Origin of the sequence: Chromobacterium amazonense (assembly GCF_001855565.1) — a bacterium.
Classification (GTDB): domain Bacteria; phylum Pseudomonadota; class Gammaproteobacteria; order Burkholderiales; family Chromobacteriaceae; genus Chromobacterium; species Chromobacterium amazonense.
On the sequence record NZ_MKCR01000008.1, the window covers coordinates 1 to 26,707 of the forward strand.

Here is a 26,707-nt window from a genome sequence, read left to right on the forward strand (position 1 = left end):
GCAAGCCGTAGCGGCGGCACACCTCGGCCTGGAACGCGTCCGCGTCGTCTATGCCATCGGCCTGCTGATGCAATTCCATATCGAGCAAGGCGGAGATGGCATAGCGCACCGTGGCATAGCCTTGCTGGAAGTTTTGCGCGGCCAGAATTTTGGCCACCAGCGCCGGCGGGATGACAGCGCCGGTTTCGACGTGGTGGGCGTGTTTTTCCAACACCTCCGGCACCAGCGCCCAGTTTTCCATCAGTTGCGATGGCAGCTCGACATAGTCGCGCGGCACGCGGGTGCCGGACAAGCGCGGGTAGTTCACGTGGGACAGCAGGCCATGCAGGCCGTGGCCGAATTCGTGGAACAGGGTGCGCACGTCGTCGAAGCTCAGCAGCGTCGGCCCGCCCTTGGCGAAGTTGGTGTTGTTGACGACGATGGGCAGCGAAACGCCGCCATGCAGGCCTTGCGCGCGATAGACGCTCATCCAGGCGCCGCCTTTCTTGCCGGGACGGGCGAAATTGTCGCTGAGAAACACGCCGATGAGTTGTCCGTGGAGGCGGACTTCCCAGCCGCGCACGTCCGGATGGTAGCGCGGCAGATCGCTGCGCTCGTCGAAACTGAGGCCGAACAGGCGTCCGGCGACATCGAACATCGCCGCCTGCATATTGGCCAGGCTGAAATACGGCTTCACCTCGGAGTCGTCCAGCGCATAGTGTTCCAGGCGCACTTTCTCGGCCAGATAGCGCCAGTCCCAGGGCGCGATGTCTTCATCGAGTCCAAGCTTGCGCGCCATGGTTTGCAGCTGCTGCTTTTCGCGCGCGAACAAGGCCTTGGCCGGCTCCCACGCTTGTTCCAGCAATTGATAAACCGCCTGCGGCGTGCCGGCCATGCGGTCGCACAGCACGTAGTCAGCGTAGTTGGCGTAGCCGAGCAGCCTGGCCTGCTGTTGGCGCAGCTGCAGGATGCGTTGCAGCAGCGGACGGTTGTCGCGCGCCGGGCGGGCGCCGCGCGTGGTCCAGGCGCGCCAGATGGCCTCGCGCAGGTCGGCGCGGCTGGAGTGGGTGAGGAAGGCGATGGCCGACGAGCGTGCCAGCGTGGCCACATAGCCTTCCAGTCCGCGTTGGCGGGCGGCCTCGGCCATGGCAATGCGCAGCGATGGCGGCAGGCCGGCCAATTCCGTCTCATCGCGCAGTTGCAGCGCGTACTCGGCCTCGTCGGCCAGCAGGTTCTGGCCGAAGCGCGCGCTCAGCATCGCCAGTTCTTCGACGCAAGCGGCGAATTCGCGCCGCGCCTCGCCTTGCAGACAGGCGCCTGCCATCAGGAAGTCCAGGTGCAGCCGCTGCAGCAGCCGGCGTTGCTCCTCGCTCAACTCCAGCTCCGATGCTTGACGCATGAGGGCATCGAGTCGGGCGAACAGTTTCTGGTTCAGATAGATGGCGCCATGGTGGGCGGCCAGCTTGGGCGCCAGCGAGCGCTCCACTGCCTGCAGCTCGGGTGTGGGGTGGGACGCGCAGAGGTTATGGAAAACCAGCGAGACGCGCTGGAGCGGCAAGGCGGCAGCCTCCAGCGCTTCCGCCGTATTGGCGAAGCTGGCTGAGTTGGCCTGTTTGGCGATGGCCTCGACCGCTTGGAGATGTTCGGCCATCAATTGCTCCAACGCCGGCGCGAAGTGCTCGGGCTGGATGAGATCGAATGGCGGCAATTGGTGGGGCGTGTCCCAGGCTTGCAGCAGCGGGTTGGGCATGAGGTTTCCTGAGTGATTTTTTATCAGTCTGCCTTGCAGACCGCTTCTAGATGATGGCCGTCTGGATCACTCACGAAGGCGGCGTAGCCGTGAGCTCCATTCTCGGCGGGGCGGCATCCAGAATGGCCGTCAAGACCGCTTGGAATGGAAAAGACCAGCCTGCCGCGCAGGCTGGCCTTTAGAACGTGTTTACCGCAGGCCTCGGCTCTTCAGCATCGCTTCCGCTTGCGGATCGCGGCCGCGGAAGGCGCGGAAGGCGGCGCGTTGCTCGCGGGCGTCGCCGGCGCTGTAGATGTAGCGATACAGTTTGTCGGCCAGTTCCGGATCGAAGGGATCGCCTGCTTCTTCGAAGGCGCCAAACGCCTCGGCCTCCAGCACTTCCGCCCACATATAGACGTAGTAGCCGGCGGCGTAGGCGTCGCCGGAGAAGATGTGGCCGAAGTGCGGCGGGCGATGGTTCATGCCGGCCGCCGGCGGAACGCCCAGCCGTTCGCGTTCTGCGGTCTCGAAGGCGGCGATGTCGATGCCGTCGGCGTCGTCGCGTTCGTGCAAGGCTAGGTCGATCAGCGTGGAGGCGGCGTAGCGCACGGTTTCGAAACCCTGGTTGAAGTGGCGCGCGGCCTTGATCTTGGCCACCAGCTCGGCGGGAATGGCCGCGCCGGTTTCGGCGTGGCGCGCGTGCTTTTCCAGCACTTCCGGCACCAGGGCCCAGTTTTCCATCAGTTGCGATGGCAGTTCCACGTAGTCCCATGGGCTGTTGGGGCTGGCCACGAGCCGGTATTCGACATTGGACAGCATGCCGTGCAAGCCGTGTCCGAACTCGTGGAACAACGTGCGCACGTCGTCGAAGCTCAGCAAGGTCTGGCCGTGGCCGGCCTTGGCGAAGTTATTGTTGTTGACGACGATGGGCAGCGTCTCGCCGCCGTTGCGGCTTTGCCAGCGGTAGACATGCATCCAGGCGCCGCCGCGCTTGCTCTGCCGCGCGTAGTTGTCGCCCAGGAACAAGGCGATCACCTTGCCCTCGCGGCTCACATCCCAGGCGCGCACGTCCGGGTGATACAGCTTGAGGTCGTGGCGTTCGCTGAAGCTGAGGCCGAATAGCCGGCCCGCCACGTCGAACATCGCCTTTATCATATTCTCCAAGCCAAAGTAGGGCTTGATCTCGGCGTCGTCCAGCGCATAACGGGCGATGCGCACTTTTTCCGCCAGATAAAACCAATCCCAGGGCTGGATGTCGGCCGGTTCGCCGAGCTTGGCCGCTTCCTCGCGCAGCATGGCCTTTTCCGACTCGAAGCGAGCCTTGGCCGGTTCCCATACCTGGTCCATCAGCGCGTGCACGGCGGCCGGGGCGCCGGCCATGCGGTTGGCGATGGCGTAGTCGGCGAAGCTGGCGTAGCCGAGCAGCTTGGCTTGCTCGACGCGCAAGGCCAGGATTTGCTTGGCCAGCGGGCGGTTGTCGCGCTCAGGGTATTCGCCGCGGCCGGTCCAGGCGCGCCAGGCTTGCTCGCGCAGGTCGCGGCGTTGCGAGAAGGTCAGGAAGGGCACGATGGACGAGCGCGACAGGGTGATGACCCAGCCCGGCAGCTGGCGCGCCTCGGCGGCGGCGCGGGCGGCGTCCAGCAGGAAGGGCGGCAGGCCGGCCAGATCGTTTTCCGTCAATGGCAGTGCATATTCGCTCTCGTCGGCCAGCACGTTTTGACCGAAGGCGGTGGTCAGCTCCGCCAATTTGGAAACGACTTCGGCATAACGCTGGCGGGCCGGGCCCTGCAGCTTGGCGCCGGCGCGGACGAAGTCGCGGTGGATCAGGTCCAGCAAGCGGCCTTGCTCTTCGTTCAGGCTCAGGTTGTCTCGCTGGGCGTGGATGGCGTCCAGCCGAGCGAAGAAGCCCGCATGCATGTAAATGCGGCTACGGTGCTCGGCCAGCTTAGACGCCATGCGGCGTTCCACTTCCTGCAGCTCGGGCGAGGTTTCCGAGGATGTCAGGTTGTCCAGCAGCAACTGGGCGCGCTCCAGGCGCAGGCCGCTGCGGTCGAAGGCGGCGGCGGTGTTTTCAAAGCTGGCCGGCTCGTTCAGCGCGGCCAACTGGTCGATTTCGGCCAGGTGCTCGGCAAATAGGACATCGAATGCCGGTTCGAAGTGTTCGGCTTGGACTTGATCGAAGGGGGGGAGTTGATGCGGCGTGTTCCAGGCTTGCAGCAAGGGATTGGCGTTCATGGCGCTCTTGTCTCTCGGTTGAGTGATAGTTTCGCGCATGACTTTAGCATGGTCGGCCGTGCCGGTGGAATGTGATCTTGCAATCGCACCGGTGACGATTCTGGTGGAAGCGGGAAAAACCCGCTGCGGCGTAGCCGGGCGGGTTGGAGCAATTACGACATCAGGCGAGTTTGGCTTCGCCTTCCAGCATGACGACGTCGGAGAGTCCGGAACAGAACACGGCCTGTTGCAGGGTTTCTATCGCCTTCTTGCGGAAGAACTGTTTGCGGGTCACCAAGAGCACGCGGCGTTGCGGCGCCGGCTGGCTGAACGGCACGATGGACAACAGCGATTCGTCGCCGGGGCCGACCGAGGTGGCCGGCATCACGGTGACGCCCATGCCGCTGGCCACCATGTGGCGTATGGTGTTCAGCGAGCTGCCTTGCAGCGTGCTGGCCAGATTATGGCCTTGCGCCGGCCGGCTGGAGAGCTCGCTGCAGGCTTGCAGCACCTGATCGCGGAAGCAGTTGCCGGGGCTGAGCAGCAGGACGCTTTCCTCGGACAGCTGGCAGGGCTGGATGGCCTGCTGCTTTTCCCAGGGATGGCCTTTGGGCGTGGCGACGACGAAAGGCTCGTCGTACAGGGGCCAGGCTTCGATGCCGGTTTCCTCGAAAGGATCGGCGACGATGATGGCGTCCACCTCGCCGCGCTTGAGCATTTCCGCCAGCCGGGAGGTGTAGTTCTCTTCCAGGATCAGCGGCATGTCCGGCGCCAGGATGCGCAGCGCCGGAATCAGCTTGGGCAGCAAGTAGGGGCTGATGGTGAAGATCACCCCCAGCTTCAGCGGGCCGGCTAGCTCGTTCTGATGCTCGCCGGCCAGGCGCTTGACCGCGTCGGCCTCTTCCAGCACGCGCTGCGATTGCTCGATGATGCGTTCGCCGATCTCGGTGACCGCCACTTCCTGGCCGCCGCGTTCGAACAGGGTCACGCCCAGTTCGTCCTCCAGCTTCTTGATGGCGATGGACAGCGTCGGCTGGCTGACGAAGCAGCTTTGGGCCGCGCGGCCGAAATGGCGCTCGCGCGCCACCGCCACGATATAGCGCAGTTCGGTCAGCGTCATGGCTTAGCGCTGTTGCTCCGGCAGTACGATGTTGACCTCCAGGACTTCGTAGTCGTCCTGGCGCTCCACTTGCACCTTGATGTCGTCGAGATTGACCGACACGTATTTGGATATCACTTCCATCAGTTCGCGTTGCAAGGCCGGCAGATAGTCCGGCGCGTGGCGGCCGTTGCGCTCGTGGGCCAGGATGATCTGCAGGCGTTCCCTGGCGATGGCGGCGGATTTTTGGCGCTTGCCAAAAATCATATCGATCAATGACATGAATTAACCTCCGAACAGGCGCTTGAGGATGCCCACCTTGGGGGCTTCCAGGAAGCGCATCGGGCGTTGTTCGCCCAGGAATCGCGCCACCACGTCGGTGTACGCGTCGGCCACATCCGTCCCTTTCAGGTGGATGGCCGGAGTGCCGGAGTTGGATGCCTGCAGCACGCTCTGAGATTCCGGAATGACGCCGATCAGCGGCACGCGCAGGATTTCCTTGACGTCCTCGACCGACAGCATTTCGCCCTTGTCCACGCGTCCCGGCGCGTAGCGGGTGATCAACAGGTGCTCCTTCACCGCCTCGCGTCCTTCTTCGGCGCGCTTGGACTTGGAGGCCAGGATGCCCAGGATGCGATCGGAGTCGCGCACCGACGAAACTTCCGGGTTGGTGACGATCAGCGCCTCATCGGCGAAGTACAGCGCCATCAGCGCGCCCTTCTCGATGCCGGCGGGGGAATCGCAGACGATGTATTCGAAGCCGGCGTCGTTCAGATCCTTCAACACCTTTTCCACGCCTTCCAGCGTCAGCGCGTCCTTGTCGCGGGTTTGCGAGGCCGGGATGATGAACAGATTGTCGCAGTTCTTGTCCTTGATCAGCGCTTGGTTCAGGCTGGCTTCGCCATTGACCACATTGATCAGGTCGTACACCACGCGGCGTTCGCAGCCCATGATCAGGTCCAAGTTGCGCAGGCCGACGTCGAAGTCGATCACGACAGTCTTGTGGCCGCGCAGTGCCAGGCCGGAAGCGAAGCTTGCGCTGGTGGTGGTTTTGCCTACGCCACCCTTGCCGGATGTCACAACGATGATTTTTGCCACGGGGCTTTCCTTTGGAAAATGTTTTACTCGCCGAGCGCGCTCATCACCAGGCGCTCGTTTTCAAGGTAGATCTGGGTGGGCTTGCCCAGAATGCTCTCGGGCAAGGCCTGTTCAATGGTGCGGTACACCCCGGCGATGGACACCAGTTCGGCTTCCATGCTGCGGGTGAAAATGCGGGCTTGCGAGTTGCCGCGCGCGCCGGCCAGCGCGCGCCCACGCAATGGCGCATAAACGTGGATGTTGCCGTCGGCGATGACTTCGGCGCCGGTGTTGACCATGGCCAGCACCACCAGATCGCACCCCTTGGCATAGATCTGCTGGCCGGCGCGGACCGGCCGGTCGATGATCATGCAGGACGACGCGGGGGCCGGCGCAGGCGCTTCGGCGGCGGGCTTGGCCGCCGGCTCCTGGACCGTTTGCACCGAGCGGGGCTGGGCGGCGCTGTTGGCGAAGGCCAGCCCGAAGCGGCCGGCCACGGCGGCCAGCGCGTTGTCCGGATGGCGCAGGGCGACGGCGCGGATACCGCGGCGGCTCAGCAAGGGCAGCAAGCGGCCGAAGTCGAGGTCGGCCGGATTGGGCAGGGCCTCCACATCCAGCACGAAGGCCTCTGCGGGCGCTTCGCTGGTGTTGCCGAACCGCGCGTCCAGAGCCTGGCTCAGTTCGTCCAGATTATCGGTGCGCAGCAAGATGGCCAGCAGGTCCAGACTGGCGGATTTGATATCAAAGGCGTTGGCCACAGGGCTCATGAGATGGCTTTAACTGGATAGATTTCTTCTATGGGCGAGTGTACTGGCTTGGCGTCGGGGTTTCAATGGCTGCTTTGCTTGGAGGGCCGGATGGCATGAGACCGGCGGTCGGTGGCGAGTCTGTCAGCGCAAGCCATTTGCGGTGCATTGCAAAAAAACCTCAGTTCGGCATGTCCTGAGGGACAGGCGCGTAATTGTCATCTTCATGGAATGATTGTGTAGTAAAAACTCTGCAGAAATAGCCGTTTAGTTTATTGTGCAATGCAACAAATCCTTGACCTGCGCGATCCGTTGGCGGTAAAGTGTGATTGTTGCGCTGCAACATCATTGCGCGGAACGACGGTTTTGCTGCTGTATCGCTGTGTCCCCGACATTCTAGGAGCTGATTACATGTTTACCACCACGCAAGAACTTTCCGCCCTTGGTCAATCGCAGTTCGACAAGGCTGTTCGTCTTTCCTCCATCGTGCTGGCCGGCGCCGAGCGCTTCGCCAGCCTGCAACTGGACCTGTCGCGCAAGCTGCTGAACGACAACGCCCAGGCTTTCAAGACTTTGAGCGAAGTGAAGGACGTCAAGGCCCTGGGCGACGTGCAAAGCGGCCTGGCTCAGCCGGCTCTGGATCAGGCTTTCTCCGCCGCCCGCCACGTATACGACGCTGCTTTGGCTACCCAGAACGAGCTCACCGCTTTTGTTGAAGAGCAGATCGCCGAAAACAACAAGGCGCTGCAAACCAGCCTGGAGCGTCTGTCGAAGAACGCCCCGGCCGGCTCCGACATCGCCGTGTCCGCGCTGAAGACCCTGCTGAACACCTCCACCGCCGCTTTCGAAAGCGTGTCCAAGACCGCCAAGAAGGTCAGCGCCGAGATCGCTGAAGCCGGTGTTGAAGCCGCCGCCAATTCGGCCAAGGCCGCCAGCGCTGCCGTAGCTCGCAAAAAGTCCGCTACTGCCGCCGCCTGATCTGCTTCGCTGCTCTGGAAGACGCAAACCGCCCCGGCATCTGCCGGGGCGGTTTGTTTTGGCCATGCGAAGCGGAAAACCATGAGTTCTTGAGTGCTGCAAATCCTGTGGAAACCAGGCGTTCATGATTTGCAGCCGGTCGGCTGATTGCCGTTCATTTCCAGCTTAGGTGTGCCCGGCTTGCTGCCGATCTCGCGTTTGCAGAAGCGCGGACAATTCCTGCAGCAGTTTGTCCCAATCCTGTTGCTGCGGCAGCGTCAAAACAATGCTGCGCGCCAGGTTGGCCGCGTAATGACGCGCGCTTTCCGGCAATGGGGATGGGTAGGGCGGAGTGAGTCCGATGCGGTCTGTCAGATAGCAGGCCGCCAATTGGCGCAATTTGTCGACCAGCAGCCATTGCTCTCCCAGCATCTGCTCCCATTGCAGATTGCGCGGCTGAGCATCGGGAGGCAGTAGGGGGGAGTGGCAGGCATGCAACAGCGCGGCGAATACCCGCTGGCAGAAGCGGGCGCTGTGGAGAGGCCCGCTATGCAGCCAGCAGCCGGGCTGCGGTGCCAAGGCGTCCAGCAGCTGCCAGGCGGCGCTGCCCGGCGCCGGCGCGTTGCCTACCAGCAGCATGAAGCCATGCTCGGCGGCGGGCGGCAGCCAGTCTCCGGCGAGCTCCAGCAGAGCCATGCCTGCCTGGCGGCAATAAGCGTGCCGCGCTTCCAGCGCATGATCGCTATCCACGGCAAGGTCTAGCCAGCAATCATCCAGCTCGATGCCGATCCACTCGGCAGGCAGGCGCGATGGCGTGTCGTGTTCCGGCGCAGCGGCCAGCCCTTGCGCTTCCAGCCGGCGCAAGAACCAGGACAAATGGGGCGCTTGTCCCCGCATGCGGTAGGAAACAGCCATGTTTGGGCACCATGGGGCCGCCGTCAGGCGGCTTGTTCGGATTTAAAGCGTGGCAGAAAGCGTGTGCCACAGCAATCCATTATCAGGCTGAATTACTGAATTGTGCAATGCAGCATTCAAGGGCGTTAAAAAACCGGCCGACTGGCCGGTTGCGTTTTGCGGCGCTTACTTGCCGAAGCGCTCGATGCCTTCCACCAGTTCGGTTTTGGCGTCTTCCAGCGTGCCCCAGCCCTGGATCTTGACCCACTTGCCCTTTTCCAGATCCTTGTAGTGCTCGAAGAAATGCACCATCTGCGCGCGCAGCAGTTCCGGCAGGTCTTCCAGCTTCTGGATGGATTTGTACATCGGGCACAGCTTTTCCACCGGCACGGCCACCAGCTTGGCGTCCACGCCGCCGTCGTCTTCCATCTTGATCAGGCCCAGGGCGCGACAGCGCACCACCACGCCCGGCGGCAGCGGGAACGGGGTGACCACCAGCACGTCAACCGGGTCGCCGTCGCCGGCCAGGGTTTGCGGCACGAAGCCGTAGTTGGCCGGATACATCATGGAAGTGCCCATGAAGCGGTCCACCACCAGCGTGTTCCATTCCTTGTCGAATTCGTACTTGATCGGAGCGGCGTTGGCGGAGATTTCGATGACGACGTTGAAGTCGCCCGGCATGTCTTTGCCCGGGCCGATGCTTGCGAGGTTCATTGCGCGCAATCCTTCGTGTTGAGTAGATAAACAGGTTTAACCGGCTGATTATATCAGCAGCTGCCGTCGCTGTGCCGGCCAGGTATAATCAGCGGTTTGACGAATTGCTGGAGCCGTGCCGATGCTGGACAAGCTGATCACCGAACTGGACAAGGGCCTGCGCACCTTGTGCGCGCCGGCGCATAGCGGTCGCGCGCATCCGGATCAGGATATCGCCGAGACCGAACTGAGCGCGGCGGAAAAACGGCATGCATTAGGGCTGATGCGGGTCAATCATTGCGGCGAGGTGTGCGCGCAGGCCTTGTATCAGGGCCAGGCATTGACCGCGCGCGACGCGGCGGCGCGCGAGGCGCTGCGTCAGGCGGCGCAGGAAGAGGTCGAGCATCTGGCCTGGACCGAGCGCCGCATCCGAGAGCTGGGCGGCCGTCCCAGCCTGCTCAATCCGCTTTGGTATACCGGTTCCTTGGCTATGGGCGTGGCGGCCGGGGTGCTCGGAGATAAATGGAATCTGGGCTTTCTGCAGGAAACCGAGCGCCAGGTGGGCGCGCATCTGGACAGCCATTTGAGCGCTTTGCCGGAAGGCGACGCGCGCAGCCGCGCCATCGTCAGCCAGATGCGCGACGACGAACTGCAGCATGCCGAGATGGCGCACGAGCTGGGCGCTGCCGAGCTGCCCGCGCCCTTGAAGGCGGCGATGAAGCTGTCGGCCAGGCTGATGACCGGCAGCAGCTATCATCTGTAACACAGGCAAACAACAAGACCGGCGAAAGCCGGTCTTGTCGCATGGGCAGGGCGGTTTCCGGCTATTTGGCGTCGTCCGCGATCGACCACAGGAAGTCGGTTTGCAGATTGCCCTTGAACATCGGCGCGTCGCGCGGAATGTAGAAGTTGGTGGAGTAGCCTATCGCGCTCGCCTTGCTGTCCATTTGTACCGAGGCGCCGGAGTGGCAAGTCATGCAGTTGGTCTGTACGCCGACCGTGCCACGGAAGGTCCGCTTGCTGACGGGGCTATAGATGCCGACATTGACCGGCGGGGCGGTGAAGGTGGCGGCGTTGAAGTCTGATTCCAGATACGGGTTATATACCGTCACCGGCTGGCCGACGCTCTTGCCGCCGTTTATCGGTTGATTTGGCGCCACCATCTGGTAGCCGATGGACATGGCGTAGTGGGCGGCGGGCCATGCCACTTGAGCCGGCCGCGCAGCGGCGGCGGCGCGATTGCCGGGCAGGGGAGGCTTGGCCGGGTTCGGCGTCCAGAAGTAAGTCTGCCACGTCCATTCGGTGATTTCGCGTGTGGTGACATGCATGGCCATCAGAATCAGCGCATCGCCGACCTCTACCGACTGTTTCAGCTGGGCTTGTACCAATTGCTGAAATTGCTTCACGTTGTCCGCGGTGACGGGGTAGGCGATGAAGTCACCCAGGGCGAAGGTGTTGCTGGCATTCGGGTGGCTACAGGAGGGGTCGGTGCGGTCCGCCTTGGATTTGCCGGGGTTCTTGGCGTCGATGTAGACGCAGCCGGGCCATTTGTCTTCGGAAAAGCCGTTTTTCTCGATGTCCGGTGTCACTTTCGGGGTGCCGGGCCAAGCCGGCATCACGTACAAAGAGCTGCCCTTGATCATGTTCGCCTTGCTCACCAGCTTGTACACGGGCTTGATGGTGACGGCGTTGGATGGGAACGCGGGGATCGATGCGTTGCCGGCATTGTATAGCTTGGTCAGCTCGGCCTTGGAAAACAATTGGTTCTTGCGGGCGAACTCCGCGGCAGCGGGATCGTAGGCCACCATTTCAAAAACCGATGTGTCTCGCATGTCGCTGATTGAGGGATTGGCCTTGGCGCTCAATTCGGCCTTTTTCGCCTGCAATTTTTCCTGGAACCCCGGAACACGCTGGAACTGGCGCGGAACGCGCAATTGCAGCTGCCGCGGCGTGGCCGCCTGCGCCTTCAATTGCTCGGGGTCGGAAGGCAGCGCGGCCACCTCCGCCGGGGTCAGCCAAGTCAGGTAAACCGGGACATTGGGAATGTCGAATTCCGACTGCCCGCTGGGCGCGGTCAACGAGGCCCAAAGCCCCCAGCCGTGACGATAGATCTGCCGAGTGTTGGCCGGCGTGGGCTGGTTGATCCAGTCCATCAGTTGCGACTCGGACTCCGGAAACGAATAGCCGGGAATGTGCGGGTTGGGCAGCGGCACGGGGTGCGCGCTTGCCAGATCACTCAGCAGCAGGGCGGCGGGAAGGAGCAGACGGTAAGGATGCATTGCGCTTTCTCCATGCGGGAATGAGCGTGAGCGCCAATCGGCGAACGATGCGCAATTCAAAGACGTGCGCATAATGCGTGTTATAGGTTCCCTTGATCCACGGATTTTCATCCTAAAGGACAGGTTGTGCCGAGAGTCCGTCTCTTGAGTTTTCCTGTTTTCCATGCGCTCCGGGTATTTCATCCACTAAGTCCTCTTCGCTTGATCAAGGTCTAGCCCCGGTTTCGCCGCAGACCATATAAACAGGTAATGGGCAAGCGGCTGATGGGTCCGATGTTTCCGATTTGGCGACAGCGCGACAAGCAGGCCAAGGAGAGCAGACATGTGGACTTTCTGGATTGAATTCGCGCTGTTGCTGACGGCGATTCTGATCGGCATCCGGCGCGGCGGGGTGGCGCTGGGCATGATAGGCGGCCTGGGCGTCGCCGTGCTGGCCTTCGTGTTCCGGGTGGCGCCGGCCGAGCCGCCGATCACGGTGATGCTGATCATCCTGGCGGTGGTGACGGCGTCGGCCACGCTGCAGGTGGCGGGCGGGCTGGACTTCCTGGTGCAGCAGGCGGAAAAGGTGATGCGCAAGCATCCGCAGCAGATCACCTTTCTTGCGCCCTTGTCCACGTTTTTGTTGACCATGTGCGTCGGCACCGGCCACGCGGTGTATTCCTTGCTGCCGGTGATCGCCGACGTATCGCTGAAAACCAAGATCCGTCCGGAGCGGCCGATGGCGATGGCCAGCGTGGCCTCGCAGATGGGGATCACCGCCAGCCCGGCCGCCGCCGCCGTGACGTCCTTGCTGGCGATGACGGCCAAGAGCAGCCAGCCGCTGACGCTGTGGGAAATTCTGATGGTCACGATTCCCGCCGGTTTGATCGGCGTGGCGGCCGCGGCCTTCTGGAGCCTGAAGCGCGGCGTCGAGCTCGATCAGGACCCGGAGTACCAGGCCAGGCTGCAGGACCCGGACTTCCGCGCGTCGATAGAAAAATCGGTGACCACGCTGGACAAGGTGCTGCCGGCCCACGCCAAGCCTGCCGTCATCCTGTTCTTCAGCGGCATTCTGGTGGTGGTGTTGCTGGCGCTGTTCCCGCACTGGCTGCCGATGGACGACAAGGGCAAAACGGTGCCGATGACGACGGCGGTGCAGTTCGTGATGCTGGCCTTCGGCGCCTTTATCCTGTTTTTGTCCAACGCCAAGGCGGCCACCATCGCCCGCTCCGAAGTGTTTACCGCCGGCATGATCGCCGTGGTTTCCATTTTCGGCATCGCCTGGATGAGCGACACCTTCGTCAAGGCCAACGAAGCCTTCCTGGTCGACAACATCAAGGTGATGGTGGAGTACGCGCCGTGGACCTTCGCGCTGGCCATGTTCGCGGTGTCCGCCTTCGTCAAGAGCCAGGCCGCCACCTTGACCATCATGGTGCCGTTCGGATTGGCGCTGGGCCTGAGTCCGCACCAGCTGCTGGCCATCATGCCGTCCTGTTACGCCTATTTCTTTTTCGCCTTTTATCCCAGCGACCTGGCCGCCATCAATATGGATCGCAGCGGCACCACTCGCATCGGCAAATATCTGCTCAACCACAGTTTCATGATGCCGGGCCTGATCGGGGTGGGCGTGTCCACGTTGGCGGCCTACGCATTGACGCATTTTTACTTCTGACAGGGGAATCGCGTGAAGACCTGCCAAGCAGACGTAGTGATTGTCGGCGCCGGGGGCGCCGGCCTGAGGGCGGCCATCGCCGCCGCCCAGTTCGATCCCAAGCTCAAGATCGCGCTGGTGTCCAAGGTCTATCCGATGCGCAGCCACACGGTGGCGGCGGAGGGCGGATCGGCGGCGGTGAAGCAGGATCATGACAGTTTCGACGCCCACTTCCACGACACCGTGGCCGGCGGCGACTGGCTGTGCGAACAGGACGTGGTCGAGTATTTCGTCCGCCAGTGTCCGGAAGAGATGGTGCAGCTGGAGCATTGGGGCTGTCCGTGGAGCCGCAAGGAGGACGGCAGCGTCAACGTGCGCGCCTTCGGCGGCATGAAGATAGAGCGCACCTGGTTTGCCGCCGACAAGACCGGCTTCCACATGCTGCACACGCTGTTCCAGACCTCCATTCAGTTTCCGCAGATTCAGCGCTTCGACGAATACTTCTGCGCCGACCTGATCGTCGAGGACGGCCAGGCGCGCGGCGTGCTGGCCATCGAGATCGCCAGCGGCGAGAGTGTGCTGATCGAGGCCGGCGCGGTGGTGATGGCCACCGGCGGCGCGGGGCGGGTGTTCCGTGAGAACACCAACGGCGGCATCGTCACCGGCGACGGCATGGCGCTGGCTTACCGCCACGGCGTGCCGCTCAGGGACATGGAGTTCGTGCAATACCACCCCACCTGCATGCCGCGCACCGGCCTGTTGTTCACCGAAGCCTGCCGCGGCGAGGGCGGCCTGTTGATCAACAAGGACGGCTACCGCTATCTGCAGGACTACGGCCTGGGGCCGGCCGAGGACAAGCCGCGCAACAAGTTCATGGAGCTGGGGCCGCGCGACCGGCTGAGCCAAGCCTTCTGGTACGAGCAGCAAAAGGGCCGCACCGTGCAGGGACCATGGGGCTCGGCGGTGTATCTGGACCTGCGCCACCTGGGCCATGCCAAGCTGCGCGAGCGGCTGCCGCAAATCTGCGAACTGGCCGAGGAGTTCCTCGGCATCGATCCGGCCAAGGAACCGATCCCGGTGCGGCCGGCAGTGCACTACACCATGGGCGGCATCCTGGTGGACGGACATTGCGCCGCTCCGATGCCTGGCTTGTACGCGGCCGGCGAGTGCTCCAGCGTCGGCATCCACGGCGCCAACCGGCTGGGGTCGAACTCGCTGGCCGAGCTGTCGGTATTTGGCAAGGTGGCTGGCATCGAGGCCGCGCGCTTCGCCCGCGACAGCAAGCCGGCCAAGCGCGAGGGGCTGTTGAAGCAAGCGGAGGCGGCCGAGGCCCGCCTGCACGCGCTGCGTGCCAAGGACGGCACCGAGCGCATCGCCGATTTGCGTCGCGAAATGGCGGAAACCATGGAGGCAGGCTGCGGCATCTACCGCATGGAAGACAGCATGCGCGCCACCTGCGACAAGCTGGCCGAGCTCAAGCAACGCTTCCAGAACGTCAATGTGGAAGATAAATCCAGCGTGTGGAACAGCGACTGGCTGCTGGCCATCGAGCTGGGTTACCAGCTGGACGTAGCCGAGGCGATGGCGCATTCGGCGCTGCACCGCAAGGAATCGCGCGGCGCGCATCAGCGGCTGGATGGCTATGAGGCGCGCGACGACGTCAACTTCCTCAAGCATAGCCACGCCATTTATCAGCCGGATGCCGGGCCGCGCATCGAGTACGGCGCGGTCAAGATCACCACGTCCCAACCCGGCGTGCGCGCCTATGGCGCGGCGGGGGTGGCCGCAGAAAAAGGAGAACAGGCATGACGGACAAAACTATCCATATCGAGGTGCTGCGCTACCGGCCCGAGCAGGACCAGGAGCCGTGGCTGCAAGGTTTCGGCGTGCCGTACAGCGACGACATGTCGGTGCTGCAGGGCCTGCAATACATCCGCGATTATCTGGACGGCACGCTGGCCTTTCGCTGGTCCTGCCGCCAGGCCATCTGCGGCAGCTGCGGCATGATGGTGGACGGCGTGCCCAAGCTCGCCTGCAAGACCTTCCTGCGCGACTATCCGGGCAAGGTGCGCATCGAGCCATTGAACCACTTCCCGATCGAGCGCGATCTGGTGGTGGTGCTGGACGACTTCATCGAGAAACTCGAAAGCATCACGCCCTATATCGTGCCCAAGGAAGACAAGCCCTTGTCCGAGGGCGAGTACAAGCAGACGCCGGCGCAGATGGACTGGTACGCCCAGTTCAGCGGCTGCATCAACTGCCTGTTGTGCTATGCCGCCTGTCCGCAATACGGCCTGAACTCGGATTTCCTCGGCCCCGGCGCCATCGCGCTCTTGCACCGCTACAACCAGGACAGCCGCGACGGCGCGTCCGAGCAGCGCATGGCATTGCTGGCCGCGCAGGAGGGCGTGTTCAACTGCACGGCGGTCGGTTACTGCTCGGAAGTCTGTCCCAAGGCGGTGGACCCGGCCAATGCGGTCAACCTGAACAAGACCGAAGTGGCCAAGGACTATTTCCTGCGATTCGTCAGACCTAAGGGAGCATGCAAATGAGCAAGCGCAAGCCTTATGTCCGGCCGATGGACGGCTGGTGGCAGAAGAACCCGTATTTCATCGAGTACATGATCCACGAGGGCACGGCGCTGTTCGTCGCCGCCTATGGTTTTGTGCTGCTGTGCGGCCTGTGGCATTTGTCCCAGGGCGAGGCGGCGTGGAACGGCTTCATCGCCGCGCTGCAAAGCCCGCTGGCGTTGTTGTTCCACCTGATCCTGCTCGCCATGATCGGCTACCACAGCTACACCTGGTTCAAGATCATGCCGCGAACCTTGCCGCCGCTCATCGTCGGCGGCAAGCGCGTGTCCGCCGCCGCCATCACCGCCGGCGGTTTCGCCGCCACCTTGCTGGCCAGCCTGGCGCTGCTGGGCATCGTCTGGGGGATATCGCAATGAAAAACCTGCAATTGAAGCGTTCGCATGCGCCCATCTTCTGGGGGCTGTTCGGCGCCGGCGGCATGCTGGCCGCGCTGTTCGGGCCGATGCTGGTGGCCATCACCGGCTTCGCCGCGCCGCTGGGTTGGCTGCCGGCCAAGGCCGCCAGCTACCAGGGCGCGCTGGCGCTGGCGCACAGCCTGCTGGGCAAGGCCGCGCTGTGGGTATTGATCAGCTTGCTGCTGTGGCATGCCGCGCACCGCATCTACCATAGCCTGCACGATGTCGGCATCCATGGCGGCGCGCTGGCCAAGGCCTTGACCTATGGCCTGGCGGCGGCGGGCACTGTGCTGGCCTTGCTGCTGCTGTGCCGGATCGGCTAGCGATCCGCATTTAGGCGCGGCGTTTTCTTCGCCGCGCCGGTCTTCCCGTTTTTTCCATCGTCCTCCGCCTTTGCGCATCTTTTTTCCCCTTCTATAGTGATGTTGATGCTATTTGTGATCGATGATTGGCATCCGATTTGGCATTGATTCTGCTATTTGACATGTTGTTGCTGACTGGCATGCGGCGCCGAGGCGGGCCGCGGCGGGGAGGGGGCGATGGCTGTTGGCGCGGTGGGCGGTTCCATTTCAATGCAATACCTTGCGGTGTCGGCGCCTGGCGTGCTCACGCCGTCTGGCCAAGGCGGCGAGCAGGCTGCGGCGCCGGCGCGGCGCAGTCAGAATGATGGACAAGACGGCGGCTTTGGCCAGGAGGTGGCGCTGGCCTTGCAGCAGTCCGGCATCAATCTTTCCGGCGCGGTGGCCGCGCAATCGCAAGGGCAGTCGGCGGGAGCCGCCGCGCTGCAGGGATCGGATGCGGTAGGCGCCGCATCCGGCGCCGGCAATGTGCAGCAGGCGCTGCATACTTTTGTGCACGCGGTGTATCAGGCGGTGCAATCGGAAGGTCTGAACAGCGGCGGCGGTTCCGAGCAGGGGCAGTCCGCCAGCGGCTATGGCGATTTTCAAGGCAATTTGCAGAAGCTGCTGCAGGACGTGGACCATGGCGTGCAGAACAATGCCACGTCCGGCATCACGCAGGCGTTCAAAGACCTGCAGCAGTCGCTGGGCGGCAATGCCGTTGCCGGAGCGGCCACGCATGCCACGCTGCATACCTTTTTGCAGAATCTGGTGACCTTGCAGAGCACCCAGTTGCAGAATGCCGGAGGGGTCGGTTCCTTGATCGATACCAGCGCCTGAGCGGCGCGGGATGGCAATGACTATACTGGAGCAGCGCCGGCGGAAAATTGGCTGGAAATTTCCCTTAATTAACAGAAATTTATACTCTGTCGCTTAGTCTGGCTGGCATGGCGCCGATATACCGATATCAGCGCGAGCTGGGCGGGTCATCGGGTCTAGTCAAGGAGAGCATCATGTCAGTCGGGTCTCTGGGCAGCAGCTCAATCTCATTGCAGTACACGCAGGTGGATATTCAAGAAACATTATCGTCTGATCCATCGCAGCAAGGTAGCAGCGGTGCGGTCCAGGGCCAGGGAGGCGGACACCATCATCATCATGGCGGCGGTCAGTTCGGGCAGGATGTGCTGCAGGCATTGCAGCAGTCTGGTTTGTTGCAGTCGTCGTCTGGCAACTCTTCCACATCCTCTGCTTCTGGCAGTAGTGATGGTACCGACAGCACGGACAGTGGTGCTATCGGCGCGGCTGGCGGCAATCAGCAACAGGCGGTTCACGCCTTCATTCACTCCTTGTTCCAGGCATTGCAGCAGGAGGGGGCCGCAGGTGCCAATGGCAGTGCCAGCACGGGCAGTCAGGACAATGACGGCGATGTCGATAGCGGCGGCGCAGACCAAGACGGCGCTTCGGGCTCGGTTGGAGGGAGCGGCGGCTACGGCGGCTTGCAGAACAATCTGCAACAGCTGTTGCAGGACATCGCCAACGGTACGCAGAACGGCGCCACGTCCTCGCTGCAATCGGCTTTCCAGACTTTGCAGCAGGCCTTGGGCCTCGGCAGCAATGGCCAATCGTCACAGGCGTCGCTGCAATCCTTCCTGCAGAACCTGAGCAACAATCTTCAGCAAAACCAGCTGGGCACCAGCGCAGGCGTCGGCGCCTTGCTGAGCACGTCAGCCTGATGGCCCGGTTGCCCCGTGCGGGGCGCCGGCTGTTTGACGCCAAGGGCCGGGCTTGTTTCCCGGCCTTTGGCGTTTCAGCGCCGCTGGCGCGAGGGCAGGCTGGTCAGCACGCCCAATCCGATGATGGCGACGCTGATCAGCCCGGTGACCACTTCGCCCAGCTCCACATGCAGCGCGGCGGCGAACATGATGCCGACCAGCGCGGCAATCGCCCAGAAAGCCGAGACTTCCAGGTACTTGAACTGTCCGATGACGTCGCGTTCCACCAGGTAGAGGGTCAGCGAGCGCACAAACATCGCGCCAATGCCAAGGCCGCCGGCGATCAGCCAGAAGTCGCTGGTGATGGCGAAGGCGGCGATCACGCCGTCCATGGAGAAGCTGGCGTCCAGCACTTCCAGATAGACAAAGCCGATCAGGCCATTCCTGGCCGCGGCGGTCTTGATATCCATCCCGCCGAACAGCTGCTTGAACATGTGCAGCACCATGAACACCACATAGCCCCAGAAACAGCTGCTGATGAAGGCCAGTTTCTGGCCGGCCGGCACCCAGGCCGCCACCATCGCCACCAGCAGGATGGTGACCAGAGACTGGGCATTTTCCACGCTGCCCAGTTTGGCCAGCAGCGGTTCGATGCCGGGCAGCCAGTGTTCGTCCTTCTCGTGCTGGACAAAGTATTCGATCACCACCATCAACAGAAAAGTCGCGCCAAAGCCCATGATCATCAGATGGCTGTCGTGCATGATCTGCTGATAGCGCTGCGGCTGCTCGGTGGCGACGAGGAAGGCTTCAGTCATGGAGACGCCGCCGGCGGTGGCGACGATCAGCAGCGGAAACAGGATGCGCATGCCGAACACCGCCACCGCGATGCCGACGGTCATGAAAATCTGGCGCCAGCGATGGTTCATCACCTTGAGAATGCCGGCGTTGACCACCGCATTGTCGAAAGAGACGCTGGTTTCCAGCACGGCCAGCACCAGGGTGGTGAGCAAAAAGGCGCCGGCGCGCTCGGCGCCGCCTGAGTCAAAGCCGTACCAGGCGACGGCGGCCAGCACGGCGACGCTGAAGGCCAGCGAGCCGCGGAAATACGAAAAAGTGGAACGCATGGGAATAACCTGAGCAAGTGCGGCGTTGCCGCTTTTTTTAATGTAGAACGGCCGGGAAACCGGCCGTTGCGTGAAATTATATGACGTCGTCAGCCGCTTGGCATCAGTCGGCGGCGCTCACGCGCGCCAGGCATCGTTGATAGCGGCCATCTACCCGCTCGGCGAACCACTGCGTAGTCAGCTTGCGGGTGATCTTGGGGCTTTTGAGGTCGATCTGCGGCATGACGGCGCGGGGCAAGGGCTGGCCGGCGCTTTGATCCGCCAGCGCGAACACCCGGCGGTACAGCTCGCTCTGGCCAAAGGCCGAATATTTTTCCTGCTTCAAGTCGCGCAGGATGGCATCCCGGCTCATGCCTAGCTTGCCGGCGAGCGCCAGCGCGGCTTGTTGGCTGCCGGAGGGCTGGCTGTCTTGGTAATTCAACAGATCGCCATCCAGCGTCAGCTTGCGCGCGCCGATGCGGGACAGGGCGGCTTGGAACGCCGCGTTGCGGCTGCTGTAACGGCCGGCGTTGAAGTCGGCGAAGCGGTAGCGCATGTCCTGGTACGGCGCGGGATATTGCAGCAGGATGGCCGCGCCGAAGTAGACCCCGCCGCGGCGGGTGAAGACCTGGTGGCGGATGCTGTCGCGGTGCGCATACGGGTAGGGCCAGGCCTTGACGTGGGATTCGGCGAACGCCACGCTGACCTGCATCGGCCCGCCGGTGCGGATGGGGTTCTTCATGTCCATCGGCAGCCCCATCTGCTTGGCCTCGCGCGCCATGTCCTCGTACAGCTGGTTCATCTCGCGCTCGGTGCGCAGGCCATCTATCCGCGCCTTGTAGCTCTGGCCATTGGGCGAAGTTTTCAGCAAGGCGGTTTTCACCACCGGCAGCGGCACCAGATAGCGGTGGGCGCGTTCCTCTATCTTGCTCCAGACGATTTGCGGCAGCCCCGGCACCGTAGGGTCGGCCTGCCAGCTCGATTCCTGCTCGATCACCGCAGCCAGCGCGCAGGCGTGTTCGGCGGTGGGCGGGATCTGCAGATGGCGGAAGGCGCTGTCGATATCGGCGATCCAGCCCTGGCGGTCGCGCACGCCAGGGGGAACGGAGGCAGGGATGAAGTTGCGCGGCGCGGCCGCAGGCTTGGGCGCGGGGGGCGGCGGCTGAACGGGCGCAGGCGGCGCGGGTTCGACTGCCGGCGCCGAGGCGGCGGCGGGCGACGGCGCGGAGGCCTGGGCGGGTTGCCTGGGCGGCTGGGCGGCACAGCCTGCCAGCGCGGCGGCCAGCAGGAGCGGGAGCAAGGTGCGGTTCATGTCGTTATCTTGTTGTAAGGCGGCGGAGCGTTGGCGGGCGAGCCGGCTCGTCAACGCGGCGGCAGATAAGTGGCCGGATTGACCACCTGGGTGCCCAGCCGCAATTCAAAGTGCAGCTTGACGCGGTTGGCGCCGGAGTCGCCCATGGTGGCGATCTGCTGGCCCGCGCTGACCTGATCGTCCTCTTTCACCAGCAGGCGCTGATTATGGGCGTAAACGGTCAGCGTGTCGGCATTGTGCTTGACGATCAGCAGATTGCCGTAGGCGCGTATGCCCTTGCCGGCATACACCACTTTGCCGGCGGCGGCGGCGCGCACCGGATCGCCGGCCTGGCCCGCGATATCCAGCCCCTTGTTGCGATTGCCGTCGTAATTGGCGATCACCGCGCCGTCTGCCGGCCATTGCAGCTTGATGGTCAGCTTGGGCGGCGGCGCGGCCGGTTTTTCCGCCGGCTTGGCCGGCGCGGCTTTGGCCGATGGCTTGTTCGCCGCCGACGCGGATTTGCCGGCGCCGGACGGCGGCTGGACGCGCAGTAATTGCCCTGCTTGGATGCTGGAGCTGTCGGCCAATTGGTTCCAGCGCGCCAGATTGCCCACGCTTTGCTTGTACTGACGGGCAATGCGGTACAGCGTGTCGCCGGACTGCACACGGTAGTAGCCTGCCGGAGCCGGCGCGTTTGCCGGAGGCGAGGAGGCGCAAGCGGCCAAGCATAAGCTGCTACAAAGAATAAGGGTTCGCAATGACATGGTTGCCATTTTACACCGTCACGGGACGCTGCCGCTGGAGAGGGTGGAATGAAGAAACTGTTTGGGCTGATATTGGCCTGCCTGGGTTCCCTGCCGTTGCATGCGGCTGAGTCATCCCCCGTCATCCATCTTTATTCGATCGACTACCCGCCATTCATCATCGGCGCGGATGTGCCGCCGCGACAGGGCATCGCGCTGGAGGCCATCCAGCAGGCCTTGGCCCATGCCGGCCTGCGCGGACAATGGGTGGATCTGCCATGGAAGCGGGCGCAGATGCAGGCGCAGAGCGAAACGTATGGCTGTTTGGCGCCCTTGACCCGATCAGCCAGCCGCGAGGAGCAATACCGCTGGGTCGGCTTGCTGGATGGCAGCAGCCAGTCCTTGTATGTATTGGCCAGCAAACCGGCTGAAATCCGCACGCTGGCCGACTTGAAAGGCAAGCGCGTAGTGGCGCTGCTGGGGTCGTCCATGGCCGAGTGGCTGCATCAGCACGATGTGGCCTTTGCCGAGCTGCCCACCACGGAAGACGCGTATCGCGAGCTGAGCATGGGCGTGGCCGATGCCTGGGCCGTGCATAGCCCGGTTGCGCGTTATCTGGTGAAGAAGCAGGGACGCCGCGCCGAGCCAATCCAGGAAGCGCTGAGGCTGCAGGAGACTCGCATTTACCTGGCCTGCGGCAAGCGCATGCCGGAAGAAGTGGCCCAGCGGCTGAGTAATGCGTTTCGCTGGCTGCGCGAGAGCGGCGAGATGGAGCGCATCATCGCGCGTTATGTGGAGTGAGCGGCCAGCAAAAAGCCCCCGCAAGCGGGGGCGTGGCAAACAGCGTAATGATCAGCGGGTGATCGGCTTGTAGCGGATGCGCTTGGGCTTGGCGCCTTCCTCGCCCAGGCGCTTCTTCTTGTCGGCCTCGTATTCCTGATAGTTGCCGTCGAAGAAGGTCCACTGCGATTCGCCTTCGGCCGCCAGGATGTGGGTGGCGATCCGGTCCAGGAACCAGCGGTCGTGGGAGATCACGAACACGGTGCCGGCGTATTCCAGCAAGGCGTCTTCCAGCGCGCGCAGGGTTTCCACGTCGAGGTCGTTGGACGGTTCGTCCAGCAGCAGCACATTGCCGCCCTTGAGCAGGGTCTTGGCCAGGTGCAGGCGGCCGCGTTCGCCGCCGGACAGCATGCCGACCTTCTTCTGCTGGTCGGAGCCCTTGAAGTTGAAGCGGCCAAGGTAAGCGCGGCTGGACATCTCGAACTTGCCGACGGTGAGGATGTCGGCGCCGGCTGCCACGTCTTCGAACACGGTCTTGTCGCCGTCCAGGCCCTCGCGGGTTTGTTCGACGAAGGCCATCTGCACGGTCTGGCCTATCTTGACCGTGCCGCTGTCCGGCTGCTCCTTGCCGGCGATCATCTTGAACAGCGTGGACTTACCGGCGCCGTTGGGGCCGATGATGCCGACGATGGCGCCAGCCGGCGCCTTGAAGCTGAGGTTGTCGATCAGCAGGCGGTCGCCGAAGCCTTTGGATACGTTTTCGAATTCGATCACTTCATTGCCCAGACGCTCGGCCACCGGAATGAAGATTTCCTGGGTCTCGTTGCGCTTCTGGGTTTCATAGCTGGACAGCTCTTCGAAGCGGGCGATACGCGCCTTGGACTTGGCCTGGCGGCCCTTGGGGTTTTGGCGCACCCATTCCAGTTCCTGCTTCATCGCCTTCATGCGCGCGCCTTCGCTCTTGGCTTCCTGCTCCAGGCGGGCTTCCTTTTGCTCCAGCCAGGACGAGTAGTTGCCCTTCCACGGGATGCCTTCGCCGCGGTCCAGCTCCAGGATCCATTCTGCGGCGTTATCGAGGAAGTAGCGGTCGTGGGTCACCGCCACCACGGTGCCGGGGAAGCGGACCAGGAATTGTTCCAGCCACTCGACCGATTCGGCGTCCAGGTGGTTGGTCGGCTCGTCCAGCAGCAGCATGTCGGGCTTGGACAGCAAGAGCTTGCACAGGGCCACGCGGCGCTTCTCGCCGCCGGACAGCGGGCCGATCTTGGCGTCCCACGGCGGCAGGCGCAGCGCGTCGGCGGCCAGCTCCAGCTGGTGCTCGACATTGTCGCCGGCACCGGCGGAGATGATGGCTTCCAGCTTGGCCTGTTCCTCGGCCAGGGCGTCGAAGTCGGCGTCCGGGTCGGCGTAGGCGGCATACACTTCTTCCAGGCGCTTTTGCGCGCCCATCACGTCGCCCATGCCGCTTTCCACTTCCTCGCGCACGGTTTTTTCCGGGTCGAGTTGCGGTTCCTGCGGCAGATAGCCGATGTTGAGGTTAGGCTGCCATTGCACCTCGCCGTCGTATTCTTTTTCCACGCCGGCCATGATCTTCAGCACGGTGGATTTGCCCGCGCCGTTCAGACCCAAGAGGCCGATTTTGGCGCCGGGGAAGAAGGACAGGGAGATGTCCTTGATGATCTGACGCTTCGGGGGGACGATCTTGCTCACGCGGAGCATCGACATCACGTATTGGGCCATGGACTTATTCACATTGTTTGAATGGATTAAGCGCTGATTCTACCAAAACGGCGTGGCAAGCACAGATGGCAAAGCGGCCGGCTTGCAGCCGGCCGCGCTTGAATCGAGAAAATGCCGGTCAGAACACCAATGCCAGCGCGGCGGTGGCCAGCATGGCGAAGGCGCAGGCCACCTTGGCCACGGCGCCGACGATGAAGCCGAGCAAGGTGCCGATGCCGACTTTGCCCGCCTGGAAGGCGTCTTTGCGGGCGAGGAATTCGCCGATCACCGCGCCTATCATCGGCCCCAGAATGACGCCGGCCAGGCCGAGAAACATGCCGGCCAGGCCGCCGATGAAGGCGCCCCACAAGGCTTGCCGGCTGGCGCCGGTAGCCTTGGCGCCCAATAGGCCGGCCACAAAATCGACCAGCAAGCCCAGCGCCGCCAGCACAGCCAGAATGCTGAGGCTGATCGCGCCCAGATGCTGGAAGTTGTCCAGCCAGGACGCCAGCAACAGGCCGCCAAACAGCAAGGGCAGGCCGGGGATGGCCGGGATGATGGTGCCGGCGAGGCCGGCGACCATCAGCAGCGCGGCAGCCAGATAACCAAGCACGGTCATGGCTTATTCCGCCTGCGGACCGGTGTACAGGGCCAGCAGCTCCATCTGCGCGCAATGCGGCTTGGCACGGCTGGCGCGGCGCTTGTAGCTGCCGTCCGGCTGCATTTCCCAGCTGTTGACGTTGTCTTCCAGATACATGCGCAGCGCTTCCTTGATGATGCGGCGCTTCAGCTTGTTGTCCAGAACCGGCACGCAGGTTTCGATGCGGCGGAAGAAATTGCGGCCCATCCAGTCGGCGCTGGACATCAGCAGGTCTTCCTTGTGGTCGTTGTAGAAGTAGAACACGCGCGGGTGTTCCAGAAAGCGGCCGACGATGGAACGCACCGTGATGTTGTCGGACAGGCCCGGCACGCCCGGGCGCAGCGCGCACACGCCGCGCACGATCAGCTGGATCTTCACGCCGGCCTGGCTGGCGCGGTACAGCGCATGGATGACCTGCGGCTCCAGCAGCGAGTTCATCTTGGCGATGATCTGCGCCGGCTTGCCGGCCTGGGCGTGCTCGATCTCGCGCTCGATGGACTGCATGATCATGCTGTGCAGGGTGAACGGGCTCTGGAACAGGTGCTTCAGGCTGCTGGCGCGGCCCAGGCCGGTGAGCTGGACGAAGATGTCGTTGACGTCGCTGGCGATTTCCTCGTTGCAGGTCAACAGGCCGAAGTCGGTGTACATCCGCGCGGTGCGCGGGTGGTAGTTGCCGGTGCCCAGATGCACGTAGCGGTGCAGGCCGTGCGCCTCGCGCCGCACCACCATCAGCATCTTGGCGTGCACCTTGTAGCCGATCACGCCGTACACCACGTGGGCGCCGGCGTCTTCCAGCCGGCTGGCCCAGCCGATATTGGCTTCTTCGTCGAAACGGGCCATCAGCTCCACCACCACCGTCACCTGCTTGCCGGCGCGGGCGGCGGCGATCAGCGATTCCATCAGCACCGAGTCGGTGCCGGTGCGATAGACCGTCATCTTGATTGCCACTACGTGCGGGTCGGTGGCGGCCTGGGTCAGGAAGTCGATCACCGGCTGGAAGCTTTGGTACGGGTGGTGCAGCAGGATGTCGCCCTTGCGGATGGTCTCGAACAGCGGCGACTTGGTTTTTTTCTGCAGCGCGGTTGGCAGCGACGGCGCAAACGGCGCGAACTTCAGGTCGGAGCGGTCCACCAGGTCCGGCACCTGCATCAGCCGCACCAGGTTCACCGGGCCGTTGACGCGGTAGACATCGCGCGCCTGCAGGTTGAACTGGGTCAGCAGGAACGATTCCATGTGCTGCGGGCAGGTGTCGGCGATTTCCAGCCGCACCGCGTCGCCGAACTGGCGCTGGCGCAATTCGCCTTGCAGCGCGGTGCGCAGATTCTTGAAGTCGTCGTCCTCCACCGACAGCTCGCTGTCGCGAGTGACGCGGAACTGGTAGCAGCCCTTGACCGCCATGCCCGGGAACAGTTCATGCACATGCGAGTGCAGGATGGAGGACAGGAAGACGAAGCAGTGCGCATGGCCGTCGCAGACTTCCGGCGGCAGCTTGATCACGCGCGGCAGGATGCGCGGCGCCTGCACGATGGCGGTGCCGGAGGCGCGGCCGAAGGCGTCGCGGCCTTCCAGCTCCACCGCGAAGTTCAGTGATTTGTTCAATACCTTGGGGAAGGGGTGGGACGGATCCAGCCCGATCGGCGTCAGGATGGGCATCAGCTCGCGGAAGAAATAGCTCTGCACCCACTCGCGCTGCTGCTCGGTCCATTCGTTGCGGCGCAGGAAAATGATGCCCTCCTGGCGCAAGGCCGGGAACAGCACCTCGCTCATCACCGCGTACTGCTCGCGCACCAGCTGATGGCAGGCGCGGGCCACCTTGGCCAGCGCCTGCTCCGGCGTGGAGCCGTCTGCCAGTATGCGCTCCGGCGTGGCATGGGCCGCATCCTGCAGCCAGGCGATGCGCACCTCGAAAAATTCGTCGAGGTTGGAGGATACGATGCACAGGAACTTCAGCCGCTCCAACAGCGGAAGATTCGGGTCTTCCGCCTGGGCTAGCACGCGGCGGTTGAATTCAATCAATCCCAGTTCACGATTCAGCAGCAGGTCTTGCGGTTGTGACATACGGTGTGAGAGCCAATGTTTTCGAGAGATGGAGACA

The 26,707-nt window shown here is 63.4% G+C and carries 25 protein-coding genes; 10 read left to right on the plus strand and 15 right to left on the minus strand.

Annotated features, from left to right (window positions below; translation table 11 throughout):
• From BI343_RS05610 to minC, 6 genes are all read right to left on the minus strand, one after another.
• On the minus strand, positions 1–1,729 hold a 1,729-nt coding region (locus tag BI343_RS05610; protein WP_071108989.1), incomplete at its 3' end, for a M3 family metallopeptidase.
• 189 nt (positions 1,730–1,918) lie between these two features.
• Positions 1,919–3,982: a M3 family metallopeptidase gene (locus tag BI343_RS05615; RefSeq protein ID WP_244886584.1), complete on the minus strand. Its 2,064-nt coding sequence runs from the start codon at positions 3,980–3,982 to the stop codon at positions 1,919–1,921.
• Between the two features lie 121 nt (positions 3,983–4,103).
• On the minus strand, positions 4,104–5,042 hold the full coding sequence (locus tag BI343_RS05620; RefSeq protein ID WP_043620838.1) for a hydrogen peroxide-inducible genes activator: 939 nt from the start codon (positions 5,040–5,042) through the stop codon (positions 4,104–4,106).
• Between the two features lie 3 nt (positions 5,043–5,045).
• Positions 5,046–5,303: a cell division topological specificity factor MinE gene (minE, locus tag BI343_RS05625; RefSeq protein WP_043620835.1), complete on the minus strand. Its 258-nt coding sequence runs from the start codon at positions 5,301–5,303 to the stop codon at positions 5,046–5,048.
• A gap of 3 nt (positions 5,304–5,306) precedes the next feature.
• Entirely contained in the window at positions 5,307–6,119 is an 813-nt protein-coding gene (gene minD, locus BI343_RS05630) for a septum site-determining protein MinD (protein ID WP_043620832.1), read from the minus strand.
• Positions 6,120–6,142: 23 nt separating this feature from the next.
• Entirely contained in the window at positions 6,143–6,865 is a 723-nt protein-coding gene (gene minC / locus BI343_RS05635) for a septum site-determining protein MinC (protein ID WP_043620830.1), read from the minus strand.
• Positions 6,866–7,255: 390 nt separating this feature from the next.
• Here minC and BI343_RS05640 point away from each other — a divergent pair, with 390 nt between their 5' ends.
• Positions 7,256–7,822, plus strand: coding sequence for a phasin family protein (locus tag BI343_RS05640; protein ID WP_043620827.1), 567 nt, complete (start codon positions 7,256–7,258; stop codon positions 7,820–7,822).
• Between the two features lie 165 nt (positions 7,823–7,987).
• Here BI343_RS05640 and BI343_RS05645 read toward each other — a convergent pair whose 3' ends face one another.
• Complete coding sequence (locus tag BI343_RS05645) at positions 7,988–8,716, minus strand: hypothetical protein (protein WP_139165657.1); 729 nt, start codon at positions 8,714–8,716, stop codon at positions 7,988–7,990.
• A gap of 165 nt (positions 8,717–8,881) precedes the next feature.
• Positions 8,882–9,409 (minus strand): inorganic diphosphatase, encoded by a 528-nt coding sequence (ppa, locus tag BI343_RS05650; RefSeq protein WP_021478635.1) that lies wholly within the window; start codon positions 9,407–9,409, stop codon positions 8,882–8,884.
• A gap of 121 nt (positions 9,410–9,530) precedes the next feature.
• On the opposite strand from ppa, the gene coq7 reads away from it, so the two are divergent.
• Positions 9,531–10,151: a 2-polyprenyl-3-methyl-6-methoxy-1,4-benzoquinone monooxygenase gene (gene coq7 / locus BI343_RS05655; protein WP_043620819.1), complete on the plus strand. Its 621-nt coding sequence runs from the start codon at positions 9,531–9,533 to the stop codon at positions 10,149–10,151.
• A gap of 61 nt (positions 10,152–10,212) precedes the next feature.
• Here the strand turns inward: coq7 and BI343_RS05660 are convergent, their stop codons facing one another.
• Positions 10,213–11,667 carry a hypothetical protein gene (locus BI343_RS05660; protein WP_071108991.1) on the minus strand — a complete coding sequence of 485 codons (1,455 nt, stop codon included), beginning with the start codon at positions 11,665–11,667 and terminating at the stop codon, positions 10,213–10,215.
• A 322-nt stretch (positions 11,668–11,989) separates the two neighbouring features.
• Between BI343_RS05660 and BI343_RS05665 the strand changes: the two genes are divergently transcribed.
• The 7 genes from BI343_RS05665 (at position 11,990) to BI343_RS19565 (ending at position 18,354) form a co-directional block, all read left to right on the plus strand.
• Complete coding sequence (locus BI343_RS05665; RefSeq protein WP_071108992.1) at positions 11,990–13,318, plus strand: anaerobic C4-dicarboxylate transporter; 1,329 nt, start codon at positions 11,990–11,992, stop codon at positions 13,316–13,318.
• 12 nt (positions 13,319–13,330) lie between these two features.
• A complete protein-coding gene (gene frdA / locus BI343_RS05670; RefSeq protein WP_071108993.1) occupies positions 13,331–15,106 on the plus strand; it encodes a fumarate reductase (quinol) flavoprotein subunit in 1,776 nt (591 codons plus the stop codon).
• A complete protein-coding gene (locus BI343_RS05675) occupies positions 15,103–15,849 on the plus strand; it encodes a succinate dehydrogenase/fumarate reductase iron-sulfur subunit (protein WP_071108994.1) in 747 nt (248 codons plus the stop codon). Before frdA ends, BI343_RS05675 begins: the two co-directional genes overlap by 4 nt.
• Positions 15,846–16,244: a fumarate reductase subunit C gene (locus tag BI343_RS05680; RefSeq protein WP_071108995.1), complete on the plus strand. Its 399-nt coding sequence runs from the start codon at positions 15,846–15,848 to the stop codon at positions 16,242–16,244. The genes BI343_RS05675 and BI343_RS05680 overlap by 4 nt, the downstream gene beginning before the upstream one ends.
• Positions 16,241–16,606: a fumarate reductase subunit FrdD gene (frdD, locus tag BI343_RS05685; protein WP_083340832.1), complete on the plus strand. Its 366-nt coding sequence runs from the start codon at positions 16,241–16,243 to the stop codon at positions 16,604–16,606. The genes BI343_RS05680 and frdD overlap by 4 nt, the downstream gene beginning before the upstream one ends.
• A 216-nt stretch (positions 16,607–16,822) precedes the next feature.
• Positions 16,823–17,461: a hypothetical protein gene (locus BI343_RS05690; RefSeq protein WP_071108996.1), complete on the plus strand. Its 639-nt coding sequence runs from the start codon at positions 16,823–16,825 to the stop codon at positions 17,459–17,461.
• 173 nt (positions 17,462–17,634) lie between these two features.
• Positions 17,635–18,354 (plus strand): hypothetical protein, encoded by a 720-nt coding sequence (locus tag BI343_RS19565; protein WP_139165659.1) that lies wholly within the window; start codon positions 17,635–17,637, stop codon positions 18,352–18,354.
• A gap of 74 nt (positions 18,355–18,428) precedes the next feature.
• Here the strand turns inward: BI343_RS19565 and BI343_RS05700 are convergent, their stop codons facing one another.
• From BI343_RS05700 to BI343_RS05710, 3 genes are all read right to left on the minus strand, one after another.
• Positions 18,429–19,457, minus strand: a complete 1,029-nt coding sequence (locus tag BI343_RS05700) for a DUF475 domain-containing protein (protein ID WP_071108998.1) — start codon at positions 19,455–19,457, stop codon at positions 18,429–18,431.
• A gap of 103 nt (positions 19,458–19,560) precedes the next feature.
• Positions 19,561–20,748 carry a DUF1615 domain-containing protein gene (locus tag BI343_RS05705; RefSeq protein WP_071108999.1) on the minus strand — a complete coding sequence of 396 codons (1,188 nt, stop codon included), beginning with the start codon at positions 20,746–20,748 and terminating at the stop codon, positions 19,561–19,563.
• 50 nt (positions 20,749–20,798) lie between these two features.
• The gene (locus BI343_RS05710; protein WP_307913741.1) at positions 20,799–21,455 is read right to left on the minus strand and encodes a peptidoglycan DD-metalloendopeptidase family protein; all 657 of its coding nucleotides are present in this window, start codon (positions 21,453–21,455) and stop codon (positions 20,799–20,801) included.
• Between the two features lie 87 nt (positions 21,456–21,542).
• Between BI343_RS05710 and BI343_RS05715 the strand changes: the two genes are divergently transcribed.
• Complete coding sequence (locus tag BI343_RS05715) at positions 21,543–22,274, plus strand: substrate-binding periplasmic protein (protein ID WP_071109000.1); 732 nt, start codon at positions 21,543–21,545, stop codon at positions 22,272–22,274.
• A 51-nt stretch (positions 22,275–22,325) separates the two neighbouring features.
• Here BI343_RS05715 and ettA read toward each other — a convergent pair whose 3' ends face one another.
• From ettA to ppk1, 3 genes are all read right to left on the minus strand, one after another.
• Positions 22,326–23,993: an energy-dependent translational throttle protein EttA gene (gene ettA, locus BI343_RS05720; RefSeq protein ID WP_043620781.1), complete on the minus strand. Its 1,668-nt coding sequence runs from the start codon at positions 23,991–23,993 to the stop codon at positions 22,326–22,328.
• 118 nt (positions 23,994–24,111) lie between these two features.
• Complete coding sequence (locus tag BI343_RS05725; protein ID WP_043620775.1) at positions 24,112–24,591, minus strand: DUF456 domain-containing protein; 480 nt, start codon at positions 24,589–24,591, stop codon at positions 24,112–24,114.
• A gap of 3 nt (positions 24,592–24,594) precedes the next feature.
• Positions 24,595–26,670, minus strand: coding sequence for a polyphosphate kinase 1 (ppk1, locus tag BI343_RS05730; RefSeq protein ID WP_071109001.1), 2,076 nt, complete (start codon positions 26,668–26,670; stop codon positions 24,595–24,597).
• Positions 26,671–26,707: the final 37 nt, after the last annotated feature.